The following is an 18,303-nucleotide window of genomic DNA, read 5'->3' as shown; positions in this document are numbered from 1 at the left end:
TCCCTGAGTTTAATGACAGGTATACATAACCCGCCGTATCAAACAAAATAAATAGACCAAGCGGAATCAATCAGCGACCGGGTCACTTCAGGTTCTAATTTCATAAAACTCATCTGATCAGAGATGATGCCTAGTAGATCTCTTGGGTAACAGGGGATCAACGGCTTGTTACAACGTTGGTGGTATTCACGTAATAAATACTGAAATACCTCCTCCGGGCAATGAAGTTGCAACTCCTCACACACACGGAACCAAATCTGTCGGTAAAGCATTTCGTTCAGCGCATCGAAATGAATTTTGTAGCCCAGACGCCTTAAAAAAGCTTCATCCACTAATTCTTTTGGATCTAAGTTAGTCGAGAACAGCAAGATCAATTCAAATGGAATTTCAAAATGCTCGCCAGATTGCAGCCCCAGAAAATCTCGGCGCTCCTCCATCGGAATAATCCATCTGTTAAACAGTTGCTTGGCACTGATGCGCTGCCGGCCTAAGTCGTCTAGCAACAATATGCCGTTATTGGCCTTAAGCTGCAGAGGTGCCATGTAAGTTCGGCTATAGGGATCAAATCTGACCTCCAGCATCTCCGCGGTAAGTTCCCCACCGGTTATTCTTAGCGGACGATGACAACGGAGCCATCGCGGATCATGTCCTTGAGCGAGATCCAGCGGATTGTGATTTTCTGTGAGATCAACCTGATGGTGTAGTTCAGGATCGAACACCTGAATGATTTCATTGCCTATAGCTAACGCATAGGGGATGAGTACATCGTCCCCGAGTGCCAGATTGAGGTGACGACACAAGTAACTTTTACCCGTGCCCGGTGGGCCATAGATCAGAACCGGTCGACTGGAGTTCATCGCGGGTCCAATCTTGTATAGCAAGTCTTCCGGCAATACCAAAGCCTTTAACCCTTGCTGTAACATTTCAAAGGTTACAGGATTAGCCCGGCTCGACTGCTGTCGACATATTGGAGTGTATTGTTGTAGCGGCACCGGAGCCAATCCCAGATACCCGTTTTTGGCGAATGCCTGCTTGGCATGAATATCGCCAGCCATACTTAACGCATAACGCATCTGGCCATCCGCAGTCGTCTGGCGATTTTCAATCCATGCAAGTTTCTTGGCGGTGTCCAGCAACCCTTGCAAGATACCGCCAGTGATGCCCATTTTGTTGGCGAGTTGCTCTCTGGTTAATACACCGTCAGTGAAAAGGTGTTTAGTCAGGAGATCTAGCAACAACGATTCCGACAACCCTGTTTCGGCGATAGTTGTAGGACGTCTAGCAACTGCAGCATGTGGAGACACATCTCGCGGTGATGGCTCGACCTGATACAGAGAAGCCTGTTGATTGTTTTGCAACATCTCAGACACCTCCGATCCAGTGCTGTACGGCACCGTACAGTTCGATTACCTGATTATCTAACGAGCAAGCCCAGACCCAGCCAATAGCCAGAGCAGGCGCATAAGGAACCTTCTGTCCAGCCGCTTCGCCAGCTTCAGGCCGGAAATAAACATGGTAATAAACACACAGCCAGTAACGCTTAATCGTTGTAAATACGCCTCTGAAACCAACTTGCCATAACACCAACAGTAATGTTGTCACTGCCCCAGCAGTGATGCCATAGAGCAAACTCCACATCAGCAGCTTGGGTCCCATTAAGGCACCAATACCCATCATCAATTTAATGTCGCCGGCACCCAATACTCTCAGCACAAATACTGGGAACAACACCCCAAAGGCCAAAGCAAAGCCCGCCATGGCCATCAGTACGCCATTGAGTTGAGCAAAATAACCATTGACGGCAAAGCCACAAAAAATGGCACACAGACATAACAAATTAGGAATACGGTGGTAATAGAGATCCAGAGCAATTGCCACGAGGAAAAAGGCACCAGCCAATACTATCTGCAGTAGCAATTGCGTATCATTCATGGCGATCTATCCTTCTCTCACATCTATCCAGTAGCGCAAAGAAAGTGTCTGGCAGGTGGTTAGCCCTGCGCAGACACATATGAGATCTCTATCATGAGGAACAATCTGTACTGGCACCGTTCACTGCTTTGCCTAAGCAATCAATCTTCGCTGTTGCGTTATCACCTAAAGTAACAAAGGCAGCGATCATTCCCCCTACCACTAAACCGCCAGCGATGGCGTACTCTACCGCTGTTAAACCGCTTTCATCCTTTACAAATTCCGTTAATAAACTTCTAAAGTTCATATCACTCTCTCCTCTACACCCTTATAAAATCTGCCATGTAAGGTACTTACCGAGACAGTCACGGCTGGGGGCGGTATTCCAGCATTCCCATCAATACTTAGCTAAGGGAACTTAAACCACAGTACTCACCCTTTACTCAACTTCGTCTGGCAACTTACCTAGCGGTACGTTTTTCCCTATGCCTGACTGAACCCAAAGATTCCCGAGATCCATACAACTCTTACGCTATGTGCCACATTGATAATGGCCTAATAGCTGTATTTAAAGGTAGCAAAGAGGAGAATTAGAAATTTATTGAATAAGTAAGTGATCAGTTTATGATTGCAAAATCACAGTATAACTAAATGGTTAGAAATGTTCATAACGTACTGATATTAATCATAAATATATTATACGCCATCACAAATTAACTTAAAAAATAATATTTATGAAGGTATTAATTGAATAATCCTCGGTCTAAGAATTTAGTTAACTAATTGTTTAATTTAATTTTTTATATTTATAATTGATACCTGTTAATTTATTGTGTAAATACTGAAAAATATGATCAGTTAATTATTCAAAAATAATCGATTTGGTCTAATCTTTAGTACGCAACTAAACCACCAGTGACACTTAATATCACTGCCTTTTGGTTTTAAAATCGTATTTTAATTCTGCATATTAGATTAACTGACCGAAATTTTGTTTAAAATACGGTAAACAGTTGATATTTCATAGTCTATACCAAAAGATCTTGCAATATAGGCTTGAATGGCTTGTCCGGTCACACTATGCCCGTCGCAGTGAGATTGACAGCGCACGATGTAGTCGGCAAGTTGTCTTTGCTGCTCAGAGCTCAGCCCTGGACGCCGTCCAGAACGCCTTTTATCAGCCAGACCAGCAATACCATGAGACAGGTAAACGCTCACCCATTTGTTTACACTCGTGCGGCTGACTTTTAAATAGTCCGCAATCTGGGAACGAGACTGACCTTCAATAAAATGTTGCAATGCCAATAATTTAATCCTCATTTTGGCATTTTTTTCTCTGCGAATTAACGACGCCAATTCTTTAATATGTTTGTCCATAGTTCGCGCCCTTTATTGCCAAATGTAACTGCATTAACTGACGTATTTGTTCGTCTTGCTTATAAATATCCTGTCGGATCTGTAACAGGCCGTCTTCATCCACCCAAGTTGTATGATAGTCAACAAAAACCGCTATCGGATTAACAATACGAAAATAACTAGGAGTGTTGCGGTTTAACGAATGTTCGAGATCAGTCACACCAATCTCAGACTGTTTAGACATTATGTATTGCAGTAACCCTTCAGGATTCTGTAAACGGATACAACCGTGACTTAACGCCCTGTTATTAAGATTGAATAATGATTTTGCAGGTGTGTCGTGCAGATAAATGGCATCGTTGTTGGGGATAGAAAACCGGAACTTGCCTAACGCATTACCAGGCCCAGGTTCTTGCACCAACTGATATTGATTGAGTAATGCTGGCAATTGTTCTGGCGGTATGTGTGCCAGAGACAATGGAGTCGCCGACGGTTTGCGTAATTGAAACCCCTGACGGGCTAAATAGCCAGGTTCAGCACGGTTTTTTGGTAGTAGCTCATCATAAATGATACTGACTGGCGGTGTCCAAGTCGGATTCACAGTAAACTGGGTCAGATACGTCGACATCAATGGTGTCGGAGTTAACGAATTACCAACAATGATCCTCATGCTCAGCACATCAACATTATTATCCACAACATGCAGTTGATACGCCGGCAGATTTATCCATACATAATTGTCAGGTAATGGTGTTGGTAAGGCTAACCAACGCCACAATGTAACTTGCATCTGCGTGACCCGTTGATACGGTGTAGTGTTCAGAGCCGTAACGGTTTGCGAGTTAAGAGTACCGGTTTGTTCAAGTCCATGTCTGGCCTGAAAGTGTTTAACTGCCTGACTGATATTAGGATCATAAATAGCATCACGGTAAGCATCTGCTGCTTGAGATTTTAAATCGCCAAGTTGCGTTAACATCCACCGCAACTTAGCAATTTCCGGTGTTCGTTGACCTAATCTGAAAGTGAATGATGAGAGTGTTGGCCAAACATAACTGCACAGTTGGCGATAGTGCGCCATTATCTGTCTTAATTTCTCAATCTGTGGCGTTGCTGGCAGTATATTTTCAACTGTGTTTGCCAACAGCCCTTGGGAAACCAACTGTCGCAACTCATTATCAGACTTGGGATACGTTTTTCCGGAAAAATTGGTAAGCAGTGATAAACCGCTCAGGAAAAATTGTGTATACGCCTTGTCCACATTTGCTACTACCGCATCATTAATTGGTGTGAGTGGCAAGATCCCAAGATCTTCCATCAACGCCAACATACTAATGGTATAGGGTCTGATGACACCTTCCTGATTAAACCAGATAAATTCGTTGGTTGAATCTATTTTCTTGACCCGCATCCCGGCTCCAACAGCGGATGCCGTGATATCTGCCGCACTGAGTTGAGTGCCAACGCAGATCAGCATAAGACACATGATGCCCTTCAGCCATTTAGCAGAAACAAATCGAGTTAATGAAAGCATCTGGGTGGGAAAAAAGCGTATCCAAGAACCTTCTATTCTTAATGGAAACTGAGGCAGATACTCCAAGTGATTAGACCACGACGTGAAAAACGAGCCTGTATTGGCACATTCATTGGCAAGTTTAGCGTCAAAGTCATCCATTTCCCCAGTATCAGGTTTCGGACTTGCAAGTGAAGTAGATTCCCGCGTGCAGCGGATCATAGATACGGCTCTCCCTGTCGACATTATTGAACATCGGTTTAATCAGACCGGTACCTAAATCTCTAGTACAAAATCCCATTAACAACAACTTTGACTGATCAATAGACAATCGAATCTTTCTCAAAAGGGAGCGCAGAAAGAGTAACTAGCAGTATATCCTAAGATCCTGACTATACTTTTATAAATCAGGGTAAAAGGGATTGATACCAACAGGTGACTATAAATAAAACGCAAGCAATACAGATAGGGCTGAACCTGATTATTTTGCTGTTGCTGGCCATTATTCTATTACCTGCCTGGCAGACAGCACAGGCGCGTTTTGCTGTGGATTCGGGGCAAGAGTCCGGAAAAACACTAGCAGAGCGCTATTTGATTTTGGGTGACTGGCCATCGGGAAATACTGCTAACGCTTTGCTTCAGTTTGACCGGTTTCAAATGCAAAACAATGACCAGTCGACGCAGATGTCATCAACGACAATGCAACAAAATGCTAAACAGCCGCCCGAAACGGGCCAATAACTCGTAGAGATTCAAGATAAATACATAACAAGCACATAGGGAGCCGAGGGTATCAACCTACTTAACTGAATGGCCACAGTAGTAGAACTAGGCAGCAATGTGATAATTCAACAGGGAGAATACATGCCTACAACAGTTGTTCAAACGCATTCGCCTATATCGCTGTCACGGACGTATATCCGAACTCTGGCATTAATGGTGCTGTTGTTAGTCGCCTGTGTTAACTACAAACAATTGATCCAGTTTTATTCAGTATTTTCCCTTGCGAGTACCATGACCGCAATAAATAAGGATCAATTACTCAGTCAGGGTCTGATACTGGATATCAGCTATTTTTTTGCCATTACACTTTTACTACATGTCTGCTGGGCAGCTGTGATTACGATTTCCTGTCGCCCATGGTTTCAACATATTTCCAACGACACTATCAAGACGCAGATCTGGCTATTGTTGGTGTTACTGCATTTTATTTTAGCATTGGCAACCAATGCCTATTTGTACCCGACTTCGTTGTTAAGTATCTTCCGCAACACACCATTATCTAGTCTTCCATTTATTACACTTTTAACCACTTTATTAATAGCAAACTTTCTATATGGATTGATGGGTATCCTGTATCGCTTTATCTACTGGGGTTGGGTCAATAGCCTATTGGTGTTGCTGCTGCTCTCTGGCGGCGTATTAGCGCTTAACAGCACCATCCGCAACACCAGTACAGCTCAAGCTAGACCTAATATTTTTATCATTGGCATTGATGCTCTCAGGCCAGATCATCTGGCGTTTCGAGGTGCAGATGTCAGTCTGGCCCCCCACCTGAATGCACTTCTTTCAAAAGCATTGATTTATGATCGTACCTATACCCCATTGGGACGCACCTATGTTGCATGGATGAGCATATTGTCGGGTCAATACCCAACCACCATGGGAGCACGTTTTAACCTGGCACCACCAGAACTGGTACAGAACAGATTTCCGTTGGTGCAAGCCCTGTCAAAGAGCGGCTATCAGACCCATTACGCCATGGACGAGCGACGTTTCAATCAAATAGATGAACATTATGGTTTCGATAAGGTTGTGGGTCCTAAGATAGGTGCTGCCGATGCCATTATTTCCAACATGGCAGACCTACCACTGATTAATCTGTTAGTTAATACCCCAATAGGTAAGTATCTTTTCCCTTATCTTTATATCAACCGCGCCTATGGCAAAGTCTATGATCCCATGGTTTTCAACGAGGAGGTGTTGTCCAGCCTATCTCTGACCAGCCCCAACTTTTTGGCAGTTCACTTTTGCCAACTGCACTGGCCTTTTACTTCGAAGGACTTTGTTGAACTCGATTTTTCACGTTGGGATGGCAACTACAACCACTATATGTACCAACAAATGTTGAAAAAGCTTGATCAGCAACTCTATGACTTTTTTCAAGGGCTGCAACAACGTGGGCTATTAGATAACGCCATAGTGTACTTACTGTCGGACCATGGTGAAGGCTTTATGCTGCCACAGGAGCAACTCCAAGAGGCTGATAGTAATAGCTCCCCACGCATCAATGTTGCAGCTTGGGGACATGGAACCAACATCTTAGATCAACAACAATCGCAAGTTTTGTTAGCACAACTCAGGTATCGCAACGGTCAGATAATTAATAAACCACATCTCGTTGAGGGGTTGTTCTCTTTGGTAGATATCGCACCAACGATATTTGCTAAATTGCAGATACCCCACGAACAACAGCTCAATTTTGACGGCCAACCACTACCGACAGCCACTCAATTTTTAGCCACAAAACGAAAGATTTTTATCGAATCTTCAATACCAGTACGGTCTATTAATTCCAGCTTTATCAATGAAAAAAAAGTTATGTCCGAAACCGCCTCGCATTACGAAGTCAGAGACAATGGTAGAGCAGTTATGAAATCTGCTAATTACAAGCAGAATATTGCCTTAAAACAACGAGCGGTCTATTACCGCCATTGGCAGTTGGCAATGTTGCCCCATTACGATGACCTGGTTCTCGTTGATACAACATCACAACAGTGGCAACGGTTAACCAATTACCATGGCGATGCGCCATGGCAGGACATGCTCTCCGAATTATGCAAACATTTCGCACATGACGCTGGTATAAATGAATCCAATGATTGTAGATCTTCTGTGAGCCCTTCTACTACTCAGGTGGAAGATCCACATGACAAATCGATGAAAGTGAAAAATGGCGTTATAAACAGTTTATAGCTGTGTAGGTGCCACTGTTAAGTAAGATGTATTTCTGTAGCACAGGCTGGAGAATTTCATTGAAAACAAAAACGTACTCTTGGTTGCTGTTAATTTCATTTATAACTGTGATATTGTTAGGAACGATATATGCCAACAATTTATCAAGACTTATTGGTTTTAGTAGTGTATATGATTTAAAAAGATTTCTTGTTGTAAGTTTTGTATGTTTTTTTACATTATTATTATGCTTCATTAATAATTTTAAATTTATATATATTAACAATTCCATAAAAATCACATTAATTATGTTTACTTGTTTATTTTTAATTTCAACCTTAAGGAGTGAACATATTTATTGGAGCATAGTGGAAGTTGAAAATATTGGTTTGTTAATAATATCTTTCTGTTTATTCATTATATGTTTCAATTCAATTGATAAAGATAAATTGATTTTTTTAGTCTATATTTTTGCATTGACTTTTTCAATATTAACATTTATACAATGTATTATACTCCTGCGTTCTTCTTACATACATGCACAAGGCTTCGGTATCCACGGGTTGATTTCAGGTTACGTCAATGTAAGATTTTTCAACCAACTACAGGTTATGTTGATACCATTACTATTGTTACCATTTTATTTTTTGCATTTATTTAAATTTCGCATTATTTCTATAATAATAATGGCGTTACATTGGATGGTAATTTTGCAATCAGAAGCCAGAGGCAGTTTAATATCACTCATTTTTGTTGCTGTCTTATTGTATTTTATTTTACCAAGAGAAAGCCGTAAAAATTTTTCTCGGCCATTACTGCAATCTATGCTGCTAGGCATCTTACTTTGGTTGATTTTAATTATCGCCATACCTTCATGGCTAATAGGACACACTGATTTTAAAGTCAGAACAGGCAGTTCCGGTAGGTTAGACTTATGGCTCTATGTTATTAGGACTATACCTGAACATTTATGGTTCGGGTATGGCCCAATGGCATTTGCATGGGCACCGGATAAACCTCTACCTCATGCGCATCCACATAATGCTTTTATGCAACTATTGTACGAATATGGTGTTATTACAACTGTATTAGTCAGCAGCGGATTGTTAATTTGGATTTATAGAAAACTGAGACATTTGCAAAAAGACATGGAACCCCAAAATATTGTGGTTATGTATTCCATATTATCAGGGATAGTTTATTCAATGTTTAGTGGTGTTATAGTAATGCCTTTTTCACAATTGATATTAACATTTTTATTTGCATTTATATCTAAGTCAGAATTAAAAACATGCTATAAAATGACAAATTTTACTCGTTTTTTAATATTCCTCTATATAGTTTCAATATCAACATTGCTTTTTAATAGTTACCAAACTCAGGATTTGAAAGGTGTATATCCGAAAACATTATATCCCAGAATTTGGGTTAATGGGGTAATTAATTAAGACATTAAAAATATAAAAAAATAGCGATGCAATACATCGCTATTTGGGAGTTGATAGGAAAACTTACCTGTAATAGCTTTGGTACCAATCCGCAAAGGCTTTAACCCCTTCACTTATTCCAACTTTTGGCTTGTAACCCACGGACTTAAACAGGTCTTCTGTGTCAGCCCAGGTTGCTTGCACATCACCATCCTGCATTGGCATCATGATCTTCTCTGCTGTTTTACCTAATGCCCGTTCCAGTTCAGCGATAAAATCCATCAACCGCACAGGGCTGCCGTTACCGATATTGTAAATACGGTAAGGAGCACTGCTGGTTGCTGGGCTCCCCTGCTCTACCGTCCAAGACGGATCGGGTTGAGGCACTTTATCAGCACATAGCAATACACCGGCAACGATGTCATCAATATAAGTGAAATCACGACTCATATCGCCGTGATTGAACACTTTGATAGGCTTATCCGCACTGATGGCTGACGCAAACAACATCGGCGCCATATCGGGGCGTCCCCATGGACCATAAACGGTAAAAAATCGCAGGCCAGTGGTGGGTAAGCCATACAGATGAGAATAGCTGTGAGCCATCATCTCATTGGCTTTCTTAGTAGCGGCATAGAACGACACGGGGTGGTCAACAGAATCACTGGTGGCAAATGGCATCTTTTTATTGAGGCCATACGTTGAACTGGAGGACGCGTAGACCAAGTGTTCCACTTTATTGTGACGACAACCTTCCAGCACACACAAAGTGCCGACTAAGTTACTATCTGCGTAAGCAAAAGGATTACTGATGGAGTAACGAACCCCCGCCTGTGCGCCTAAATGGATCACCCGCAGAAACTGTTCTTTGGCAAACAACGCTGCCATACCCGCTCTATCGGCAAGGTCCAGTTTCAGAAATTGAAATTTGTCAAAGTTGGCCAAGTTGCTGAGACGGGCTTGCTTCAGACTCACGTCATAATAGTCATTGAGGTTATCAATACCGACAACCTGATGACCCGCCTCACACAATTTTTCTGACACGCGAGCACCAATAAAACCCGCCGCACCTGTGACCAAATATTTCATTGCCAAACCTCTTATTACGAGCAACCCACCTATCGCATGGGTCACTTAACTTACTTAGTCCTGACCGAACAGGTCGCGGGTATAGACTTTGTCGGCTACGTCTTTCAACTCTTCCATCATACGGTTGGAAATAATGACATCAGACATTGCTTTAAACTCATTTAAATCGCGGATCACTCGGGAGTGGAAGAACTGATCTTCTTTGAGCACGGGCTCGTATACCACCACTTCAATCCCTTTCGCTTTGATCCGCTTCATCACGCCCTGCACCGCGGATGCGCGGAAGTTGTCGGAACCGCTCTTCATGATCAAACGGTACACACCCACAATTTTCGGCTTGCGGCTAATAATGGAATCCGCGACAAAGTCTTTACGTGTACGGTTGGAATCCACAATCGCAGCAATCAAATTATTCGGCACATCATTATAGTTGGCTAATAGCTGCTTGGTGTCTTTCGGCAGACAGTAACCACCATAACCAAATGATGGGTTGTTGTAATGACTGCCTATGCGAGGATCGAGACAAACGCCATCGATGATTTGACGAGTATCCAGTCCGCGAGAGTCAGCGTAGGTATCCAGTTCATTGAAGAATGCCACACGCATTGCCAGGAAGGTGTTGGCAAACAGTTTAATTGCTTCGGCTTCAGTACTGTCGGTAAATAAAACCGGGATATCAGATTTCAGTGCACAGGAAGCAAGTAGTTTGGCAAATTTTTCAGCTCTGGCCGAACGCTCCCCAACAATAATCCGTGAGGGATATAAATTATCGTATAGTGCTTTCCCTTCTCGCAAAAACTCCGGAGAAAAGATGATATTTTCCGAGCCATTTTGCTGCCGCATCTGCTCGGTAAATCCAACAGGAACAGTCGATTTAATGATAATGCTGGCAGCGGGGTTGATCACTACAACATCCTTAATCACTGACTCAACAGAACTAGTATTAAAGTAGTTAGTTTTAGGATCGTAATCGGTAGGTGTTGCGATGATGACAAAATCCGCATTCTCATATGCAGATTTATCCAAAGTTGCAGACAGGTGCAGCGTGTTACTCGCGAGATACTCCTGAATCATGTCATCAACAATCGGTGAACGGTGCTGGTTAACCATATCTACGCGCTCAGGAACAATATCCAAAGCGATTACTTCATGATGCTGAGCCAATAACACTGCATTGGATAAGCCAACGTAACCTGTTCCTACAACAACAATTTTCATATTTATTTCCGGTTCTCTTATGCGTATTTTCACGCACCAGAAAAGCATGAGGACTGAAAGTTGCCCAATGATAAAACTTATAGAGTGTTATGTCAGTCTTTACGGTAAAAGGAGATTACGGAATGGCTAAAATCCGACAATTTATCTGAAGGTAAACTGTTAATCCCCGCAGCAGCTGCTCTTCCACCACCGGTGGCAAACTGGCTACAAATATCGCCAGCTCCCTGTCGATTGTTAATTGGCGCTCGTAATGAAATCATCAGGGTGCCATCTGCATTGTTGGTGACCACTGCAACGGCTTTATCAGGGTTGTCATTCGCTAATGCATTACCCATCACTCCGCTGACACGTTTTGCCCAGGGAGCATCCGGCAATTGATACATTATCAATGTGTGATCATCATGAACCGGTGACAATGCTTCTAGATTTGCCATATCGGCCTGATAAGCTGCCTGTAATTTATAAAATGGCGATGAGGGATTTTCGCGTAATTCAAGAGGTGAACGGTACATCACCAACTGATGGAATAACGTATCTGGTGAGATGTGTAAATCTTCAATTGAACTACCATAGCCGTTGTAATTCACCAACGTGCCAAGTTCTTGTAGGAAAACGATATCATCTTCATTCAGGTGTTCCACTGCAGCTAACTGGTTGGCAGCAGTCACCATATTGTCACCAAAAGCAGCGGCAATCGCCCATTGCTGAAACTGACCATTCAATAACTTATTGACAATTAACGCCGTGCAAGTGTCAGGCGCCAAATCAATGTGCACAGCTAATAATGGTGAATCCGGGATATCACCAGTACGATGATGATCGATGTAACTTATAGGTATGCCATTCGCCAACAAATCTTTCAATGCTGGCAGGTTTTTCTCCATCGAAATATCCAGTACTTGCACAGTGTCACCGACTGCAGCTTTGACGTTTTTAAGTAATACGATGTCCCGTTTGACGCCTGTAACCAAAACTGCGTCTTTCGGTTCAGCTAAGCGCAATTGTACTAACGATAGAATGCCATCAGCATCACCGTTAAACACATCATAATGCATTGAAATTTCTCGTCTATTATCGGATCAGATATTCGCCATTCTGCAGATATTGCAGAATAACGCTTACACATGCATCAATATCCATTTCATCAGTTTTTATATGAATATCAGGTGTTAAAGGCGCCTCATAGACAGAATCAATGCCAGTAAAGTGCTTGATCTCACCTGCACGAGCTTTGATATAAAGGCCTTTGGGATCTCTTTGTTCACACACCGCCAAAGGCGTATCGATAAACACCTCAATAAACTCGCCTACCGCATGTAATTGACGAACCAGCTGACGATCTGAGCGAAAAGGCGAGATAAAGGCTGTCATCACAATTAAACCTGCATCGACAAACAACTTGGTGACTTCAGCAATGCGGCGAATATTTTCAACGCGGTCAGTATCATTAAACCCTAAGTCTTTATTGAGGCCATGACGCACATTATCCCCATCTAAAAGATAGGTGTGATACCCAAGTTCAAACAGCTTTTGTTCAAGGGCATTAGCAATAGTGGATTTGCCTGAGCCACTCAATCCAGTAAACCACAACACGGCTGGTTTACGATGTCCTTTAGCATTGGCCCGCGCCTTTTTACTCACGTTATGCTGGTGCCAGACCACATCAGGGGAATGTTGATTTGTCATAAAATCATCCTTCACAGGTGCCAGTTATCCCGGCTTAAATGGGAAAAATTCCGGCACCATCAACACTACAATTGCGCCATAGGTTAATGCCACGGGTAGCCCCAGCTTCAAAAAATGGGTCAAGCGGTACTTACCTGCGTTATAGACCATAAGATTCGTTTGATAACCAAACGGGCTAACAAAGCTACCACTGGCGGCAAAAGCGACGACCATCACAAAGGGCAGAATATCGACGCCCAGTCCCTTGGCTAGACCTACACCTAACGGAAACATCAGTGCAGCTGCCGCATTATTCGTCACAACTTCCGTCAACAACCAGGTTGCAATATAGGTCAGCAACAGGAGGTAAAAAGGGTCCAAACCCACCGCATAATCCTTGACCTGCTGAGAGAACCAAGCGGTAACCCCACTGTTAACTAGAGCATAAGATAATAAAATTGCTACTGAAACGATTAACCAGATATCTAATGGGAAGCGCCGTGCCAGCTCATTTACCGTCACACACCCAGTGAAGATATATACTCCGAGTAACAGCAACATTGCCTGCATCAAATCTGTGACGCCTAATGCCGATAATGTCACTGCGGCAATAAAGCCGCCAATGGCCAACCATTCACAGCGACCACTGAGTTTCTGATCCGGTTCAACACCACTAACACTGATGAAATTCTTCGAGATGTTATGACGCCGACGATAATCTTCCCCGACGGCCAACACCAGAAAATCACCGGCTTCAATCGTGACCTCACCAAGTTTGCCTGAAATGTTGTGACCATCACGACGGATAGCGACTACAGCGGCATCAAATAATGCCCGGAAACCAACAGTCTTCAATGTGCGTCCCACCAGAATACTTTCCTGGCGCACTACCACTTCCGTCAGTTCTCGACTCAGCAGTCCATCTTTATCGGCAAACAATTTGAGTCCAGTGAAGTGGTGTAGCTGCATCACCTTATTAATGTCACCCGCAAAAACCAGCCTGTCGCCCTCATATAGAATTTCTGCCGGCGAAACGGGGGATATCAATTGATCGTTACGGATCACTTCGACTAAAAACAGCGATTCAAGATGTCGTAAACCATTAACTTCGACACTCTTACCAACTAGAGGCGAGCCTTTGCTCACCTTTGCATCAATAAAATAGCCTTTGGGACTCAGATCATTCGTGCGACTGTCGGGTAGGAACCGACTGCAAAATCCTAGTACGATGCCGCACCCGAGCACCAAAATAATGCCTACCGTTGCAAATGAGAAAAAGGGCAAAGATTTGCCGGTTTCATTAATATAAAAACTGTTCACTATCAGATTGGTAGAGGTCCCAATCAGTGTCACTGTGCCGCCTAGAATGGCGGCATAGGACAAAGGCAACAATAAACGGCTGGCATTGTGGTAAGGATTATTGCGGATAGGAGCCATCAGCGTAGCAACCACTGCAGTGTTATTCAGAAATGCTGAACACACTGCGGTGATCCCTAACAGCCTCAACCAGCTGGAACGGTAACTTTTAACAATAACTTTAGTGGCTATCAGCCTCAAAAAACGCGTTTTCTCTAGTGCCAGTGAACACAACATCAACAAGATCAGTGTCACCAGCCCAGAATTCGCCATACCCGACAATATTTGCTGTCTGTTTACCAGACCGAAAGCGACCAGACACAGCAACAGTCCGCCAAAGATCATAGCGGGGCGCGTCTGGAACCGGATAAGCCCAGCAATCGTTGCCGCAAACAACAGTAGCGTCAGGTAGGCGTCTAGCGTCATTCATTCCCATCCAATATATGTGTAAACGATAGACACTAGTCTTTGCTGATGTCTCGCACACCCCAGTGTGGGTATTGCTTACGGATCAGCGCATTGAACTCCAATTCAAACTCACTGTACTGTTTGCGTAACGCGCCTTCCGACTCAGTGATTTGACCAATCATTCCCGCGCCAACAGTGGCATTAGTGAGTCGATCAATGATGATAAATGCTCCGGTATTACGGTTATCATCATATTGATCAAAAGGGATTTTTTCATTGAGAATGAAGCGACACTCGCCCATTTCGTTGAGCGACAACTGTCTGGACTCACTGTGCTTGAGGGTATTGACATCCACCTTAAAATTTACCGCTCGTACATGACCAGACGTGAGCTTACTACCGGCTTTGATGAGATATTCCCGGTCAGCATAAAGAGGTTCTTCAGACATCCAGACCACGTCAGCATCGAAGCTGTCACTCACTAAGCAGGGCTCATGTGGCCTTACCAGCATATCGCCACGACCGACATCAATTTCGTCATTGAAGGTAAGGGTAACCGCCATGCCGGCAGAGGCTTTTTCCAAATCACCGTCGAACGTTACAATTGACTTAATCTGACTGCGCTTCCCCGAAGGCAGCACAGCAATAGTGTCACCGACACGAATATCGCCAGAAGCCACCGTGCCACTAAAGCCACGAAAATCCAGATTGGGCCGGTTTACATACTGCACTTGAAATCGAAAGGCATCCGCGACTCGGCGGTCGATCGTTACTGTATTCAGTAGTTTCAACAGCGGGGAACCTGGGTACCAACTCATATTGGTACTTTCATTCACCACGTTATCGCCCTTCAGTGCAGAAATTGGCACAAAACGGATATCTTTAAACTTCAGTTGTTCGGCGAAATCACGGTAGTCCTTTTTGATTTTCTGGTACACGTCCTGATCATAATTCACGATATCCATCTTATTGATCGCGATGATCACGTGTTTAATACCGAGCTGTGAACAGATGTAGCTGTGACGTCGAGTTTGAACTTGTACACCATGGCGGGCATCAATCAGAATAATGGCCAAATCACAGGTCGAAGCACCAGTGGCCATATTGCGCGTGTACTGTTCATGCCCGGGAGTATCGGCAATAATGAATTTTCGCTGTTCAGTAGCGAAATAGCGATAAGCCACATCAATGGTGATCCCCTGCTCTCGCTCAGACTGTAAACCATCCACCAGTAAGGCTAAATCAAACGCTTCATCTGTTGTGTTAAACCGCTTGGAATCCTTCTCAATCGCGGCCATCTGATCTTCAAAAATCATTTTGCTGTCATACAGCAATCGGCCAATTAAGGTGGACTTCCCATCATCGACACTACCACAAGTTAAAAAACGCAAAATATCCTTGTTTTCATGGATCTTCAGGTAACTTTCGATATCAGTGGCAATTAATTCTGAACTCGGTGACATTTATTTAAATTCCTTACTTTCTCACATGTATCAATGGAAATATTTACGGCAAAAGATCAGAAGTAACCTTCCATCTTTTTCTTCTCCATTGAGCCGCTACTGTCATGATCAATTACCCGCCCTTGGCGTTCAGAAGTCGTACTCAGTAGCATCTCCTGAATGATTTCGGGAAGCGTTGATGCCGACGATTCAACGGCACCGGTAAGTGGATAACAGCCTAAGGTTCTGAAACGAACGGTACGCATTTGCGGAACTTCGCCCTCTTTCAAAGGCATACGCTCATCGTCCACCATGATCAGTGCGCCATCGCGTTCAACAACAGGACGTTCAGCAGCGAAATATAGATCTGGAATTTCAATATGTTCTAAATAGATGTATTGCCAGATATCCAACTCAGTCCAATTGGATAGTGGGAATACACGGATACTTTCACCTTTATTCACTTTACTGTTGTAGATGTGCCACAACTCAGGTCGCTGGTTCTTGGGGTCCCAACGATGTTTACTATCACGAAATGAATAAACCCTTTCCTTGGCACGCGATTTCTCCTCATCACGACGCGCGCCACCAAAGGCGGCATCAAACCCGTACTTATCCAACGCTTGCTTGAGTGCCTGCGTTTTCATGACGTCGGTGTGTTTAGCACTGCCATGATCAAAAGGATTAATGTTGAGTTTTACCCCCTCCGGATTAGTGTGTACAAGAAGCTTAAAGCCGTGCTTTTGCGCCATCTCATCACGAAAGCGGATCATCTCTCGAAACTTCCAGGTAGTATCAACATGAAGTAAAGGAAAAGGAATTTTGCCAGGGTAAAAAGCTTTACGAGCGAGATGCAGCAAGACAGAAGAGTCTTTGCCTATGGAGTACAACATCACCGGATTATCAAATTCGGCAGCGACTTCACGCATAATATGAATCGATTCAGCTTCCAGCGCCTTCAAATGCGTCATGCGCTGCTGATTTATGCTTTGTTCCACTCCACCTAACCTCTCGCTAAAATCCGGTGTGAAAGTATCTGATAACACTAACTGACACCAGCGGCTTTGCCTATGTTTGCGTTTGTTTAAGCGGAGTCTACCAGATGCCTATATACTCTAAATCTTCAATTTTGGAACTTATTATTCCATTAGTGAATATATGGTTAAAGGTTCAAATTCAATTCCGGAAGTCAAAGAGTTACATGAAGATTTGACCATGACATTAATCTGGACTGCATCTCTGATTGCTCATGGCTGTTCTCCTATGCTCAATTTTTAGGCCGTACCTTTATCCATGCATGGTTGCTAGAAGTGATCATGCTGCTCACTTCAATCCATCCTTCGCTTTTCATCCAGGAACAATAGGGGATGCGGACCCATAAATTGGGATCATGAGGTACCCAACTGCAACCATTTACCACCCGAGTTACTAGATTCACATCCCCCGGCTTGCCATAACCAAAGTTAACTTCAACAAACTCATCTTTCGTGACAGGAAGTGATACTGGGCTGAATGCATATTGTCGACTCACGGTTTCCTGAACGCCACCGCAACAATAGACTCGCCCGACGACAAGATAGCCATCCTCAAAGTTGCTATCTTGGGTGATTGCGTATGACAATTCTTTGCTTAGTGACTGGCTCTCGGCATCGGCATCCCAATAAGGAGAAATGAAACCTGTAGCATTATGTATGAAACTGGCATAGCGGACGGGGTCCTTGAGAACGTCACTTTTTTCGACATTCAATACCTGCATGACACGGAGGGAACCGAGTGGGATCTTGTTTGGAAAAATATCGCCTTCGTGATCCTTCTGCATTGTGGATTGATTTAATGAACATCCAGCAAGAAGTCCCAAAATGGGCAATATCAGTATCATATATTTGCCAATCATTGTTCCCCCCCCCACGCTAAGACACATGGACTAACGACATTTAACGCAATTGCAATACCAATGGTATACCGG

16 protein-coding genes are annotated in these 18,303 nt (G+C 43.5%); 3 read left to right on the top strand and 13 right to left on the bottom strand.

The features are described from left to right. Positions 1-38: 38 nt before the first annotated feature. The 5 genes from KDN34_RS05745 to KDN34_RS05725 all read right to left on the bottom strand — a co-directional run bounded on the left by KDN34_RS05745 (position 39) and on the right by KDN34_RS05725 (position 4,999). Positions 39-1,361 carry an ATP-binding protein gene (locus KDN34_RS05745; protein ID WP_212595950.1) on the bottom strand — a complete coding sequence of 441 codons (1,323 nt, stop codon included), beginning with the start codon at positions 1,359-1,361 and terminating at the stop codon, positions 39-41. Between the two features lies 1 nt (position 1,362). Continuing rightward, complete coding sequence (locus tag KDN34_RS05740) at positions 1,363-1,932, bottom strand: A24 family peptidase (protein WP_212595949.1); 570 nt, start codon at positions 1,930-1,932, stop codon at positions 1,363-1,365. Between the two features lie 91 nt (positions 1,933-2,023). Further along, entirely contained in the window at positions 2,024-2,218 is a 195-nt protein-coding gene (locus tag KDN34_RS05735) for a Flp family type IVb pilin (RefSeq protein ID WP_212595948.1), read from the bottom strand. Between the two features lie 668 nt (positions 2,219-2,886). Next, positions 2,887-3,288, bottom strand: a complete 402-nt coding sequence (locus KDN34_RS05730; protein WP_212595947.1) for a helix-turn-helix domain-containing protein — start codon at positions 3,286-3,288, stop codon at positions 2,887-2,889. Continuing rightward, entirely contained in the window at positions 3,272-4,999 is a 1,728-nt protein-coding gene (locus tag KDN34_RS05725; RefSeq protein ID WP_212595946.1) for a L,D-transpeptidase family protein, read from the bottom strand. The genes KDN34_RS05730 and KDN34_RS05725 overlap by 17 nt, the downstream gene beginning before the upstream one ends. 213 nt (positions 5,000-5,212) lie before the next feature. On the opposite strand from KDN34_RS05725, the gene KDN34_RS05720 reads away from it, so the two are divergent. The 3 genes from KDN34_RS05720 (at position 5,213) to KDN34_RS05710 (ending at position 9,180) form a co-directional block, all read left to right on the top strand. Next, entirely contained in the window at positions 5,213-5,518 is a 306-nt protein-coding gene (locus KDN34_RS05720) for a hypothetical protein (RefSeq protein WP_212595945.1), read from the top strand. Between the two features lie 123 nt (positions 5,519-5,641). Further along, positions 5,642-7,753: a sulfatase-like hydrolase/transferase gene (locus KDN34_RS05715; RefSeq protein WP_212595944.1), complete on the top strand. Its 2,112-nt coding sequence runs from the start codon at positions 5,642-5,644 to the stop codon at positions 7,751-7,753. Between the two features lie 347 nt (positions 7,754-8,100). Then, positions 8,101-9,180, top strand: coding sequence for an O-antigen ligase family protein (locus KDN34_RS05710; protein WP_212595943.1), 1,080 nt, complete (start codon positions 8,101-8,103; stop codon positions 9,178-9,180). A gap of 63 nt (positions 9,181-9,243) precedes the next feature. Here KDN34_RS05710 and KDN34_RS05705 read toward each other — a convergent pair whose 3' ends face one another. The 8 genes from KDN34_RS05705 to KDN34_RS05670 all read right to left on the bottom strand — a co-directional run bounded on the left by KDN34_RS05705 (position 9,244) and on the right by KDN34_RS05670 (position 18,231). Next, positions 9,244-10,248 carry an NAD-dependent epimerase gene (locus KDN34_RS05705; RefSeq protein WP_212595942.1) on the bottom strand — a complete coding sequence of 335 codons (1,005 nt, stop codon included), beginning with the start codon at positions 10,246-10,248 and terminating at the stop codon, positions 9,244-9,246. A 54-nt stretch (positions 10,249-10,302) separates the two neighbouring features. Then, complete coding sequence (locus KDN34_RS05700) at positions 10,303-11,466, bottom strand: nucleotide sugar dehydrogenase (protein WP_212595941.1); 1,164 nt, start codon at positions 11,464-11,466, stop codon at positions 10,303-10,305. 92 nt (positions 11,467-11,558) lie between these two features. Next, the gene (locus KDN34_RS05695; RefSeq protein ID WP_212595940.1) at positions 11,559-12,521 is read right to left on the bottom strand and encodes a DHHA1 domain-containing protein; all 963 of its coding nucleotides are present in this window, start codon (positions 12,519-12,521) and stop codon (positions 11,559-11,561) included. Positions 12,522-12,537: 16 nt separating this feature from the next. Next, entirely contained in the window at positions 12,538-13,152 is a 615-nt protein-coding gene (gene cysC / locus KDN34_RS05690; RefSeq protein WP_212595939.1) for an adenylyl-sulfate kinase, read from the bottom strand. A gap of 24 nt (positions 13,153-13,176) precedes the next feature. Beyond that, the gene (locus KDN34_RS05685; RefSeq protein WP_212595938.1) at positions 13,177-14,913 is read right to left on the bottom strand and encodes an SLC13 family permease; all 1,737 of its coding nucleotides are present in this window, start codon (positions 14,911-14,913) and stop codon (positions 13,177-13,179) included. 35 nt (positions 14,914-14,948) lie between these two features. Then, positions 14,949-16,358: a sulfate adenylyltransferase subunit CysN gene (gene cysN, locus KDN34_RS05680; RefSeq protein ID WP_212595937.1), complete on the bottom strand. Its 1,410-nt coding sequence runs from the start codon at positions 16,356-16,358 to the stop codon at positions 14,949-14,951. Positions 16,359-16,414: 56 nt separating this feature from the next. Beyond that, entirely contained in the window at positions 16,415-17,335 is a 921-nt protein-coding gene (gene cysD, locus KDN34_RS05675) for a sulfate adenylyltransferase subunit CysD (RefSeq protein WP_407695784.1), read from the bottom strand. Positions 17,336-17,604: 269 nt separating this feature from the next. Beyond that, positions 17,605-18,231, bottom strand: coding sequence for a hypothetical protein (locus tag KDN34_RS05670; protein ID WP_212595936.1), 627 nt, complete (start codon positions 18,229-18,231; stop codon positions 17,605-17,607). Positions 18,232-18,303 lie beyond the last annotated feature (72 nt).

This window comes from Shewanella yunxiaonensis, assembly GCF_018223345.1.
In the GTDB taxonomy this organism is placed as follows: domain Bacteria; phylum Pseudomonadota; class Gammaproteobacteria; order Enterobacterales; family Shewanellaceae; genus Shewanella; species Shewanella yunxiaonensis.
Note: the sequence above shows the minus strand (reverse complement) of the source record. Positions and strands in the feature narration are given on the sequence as shown.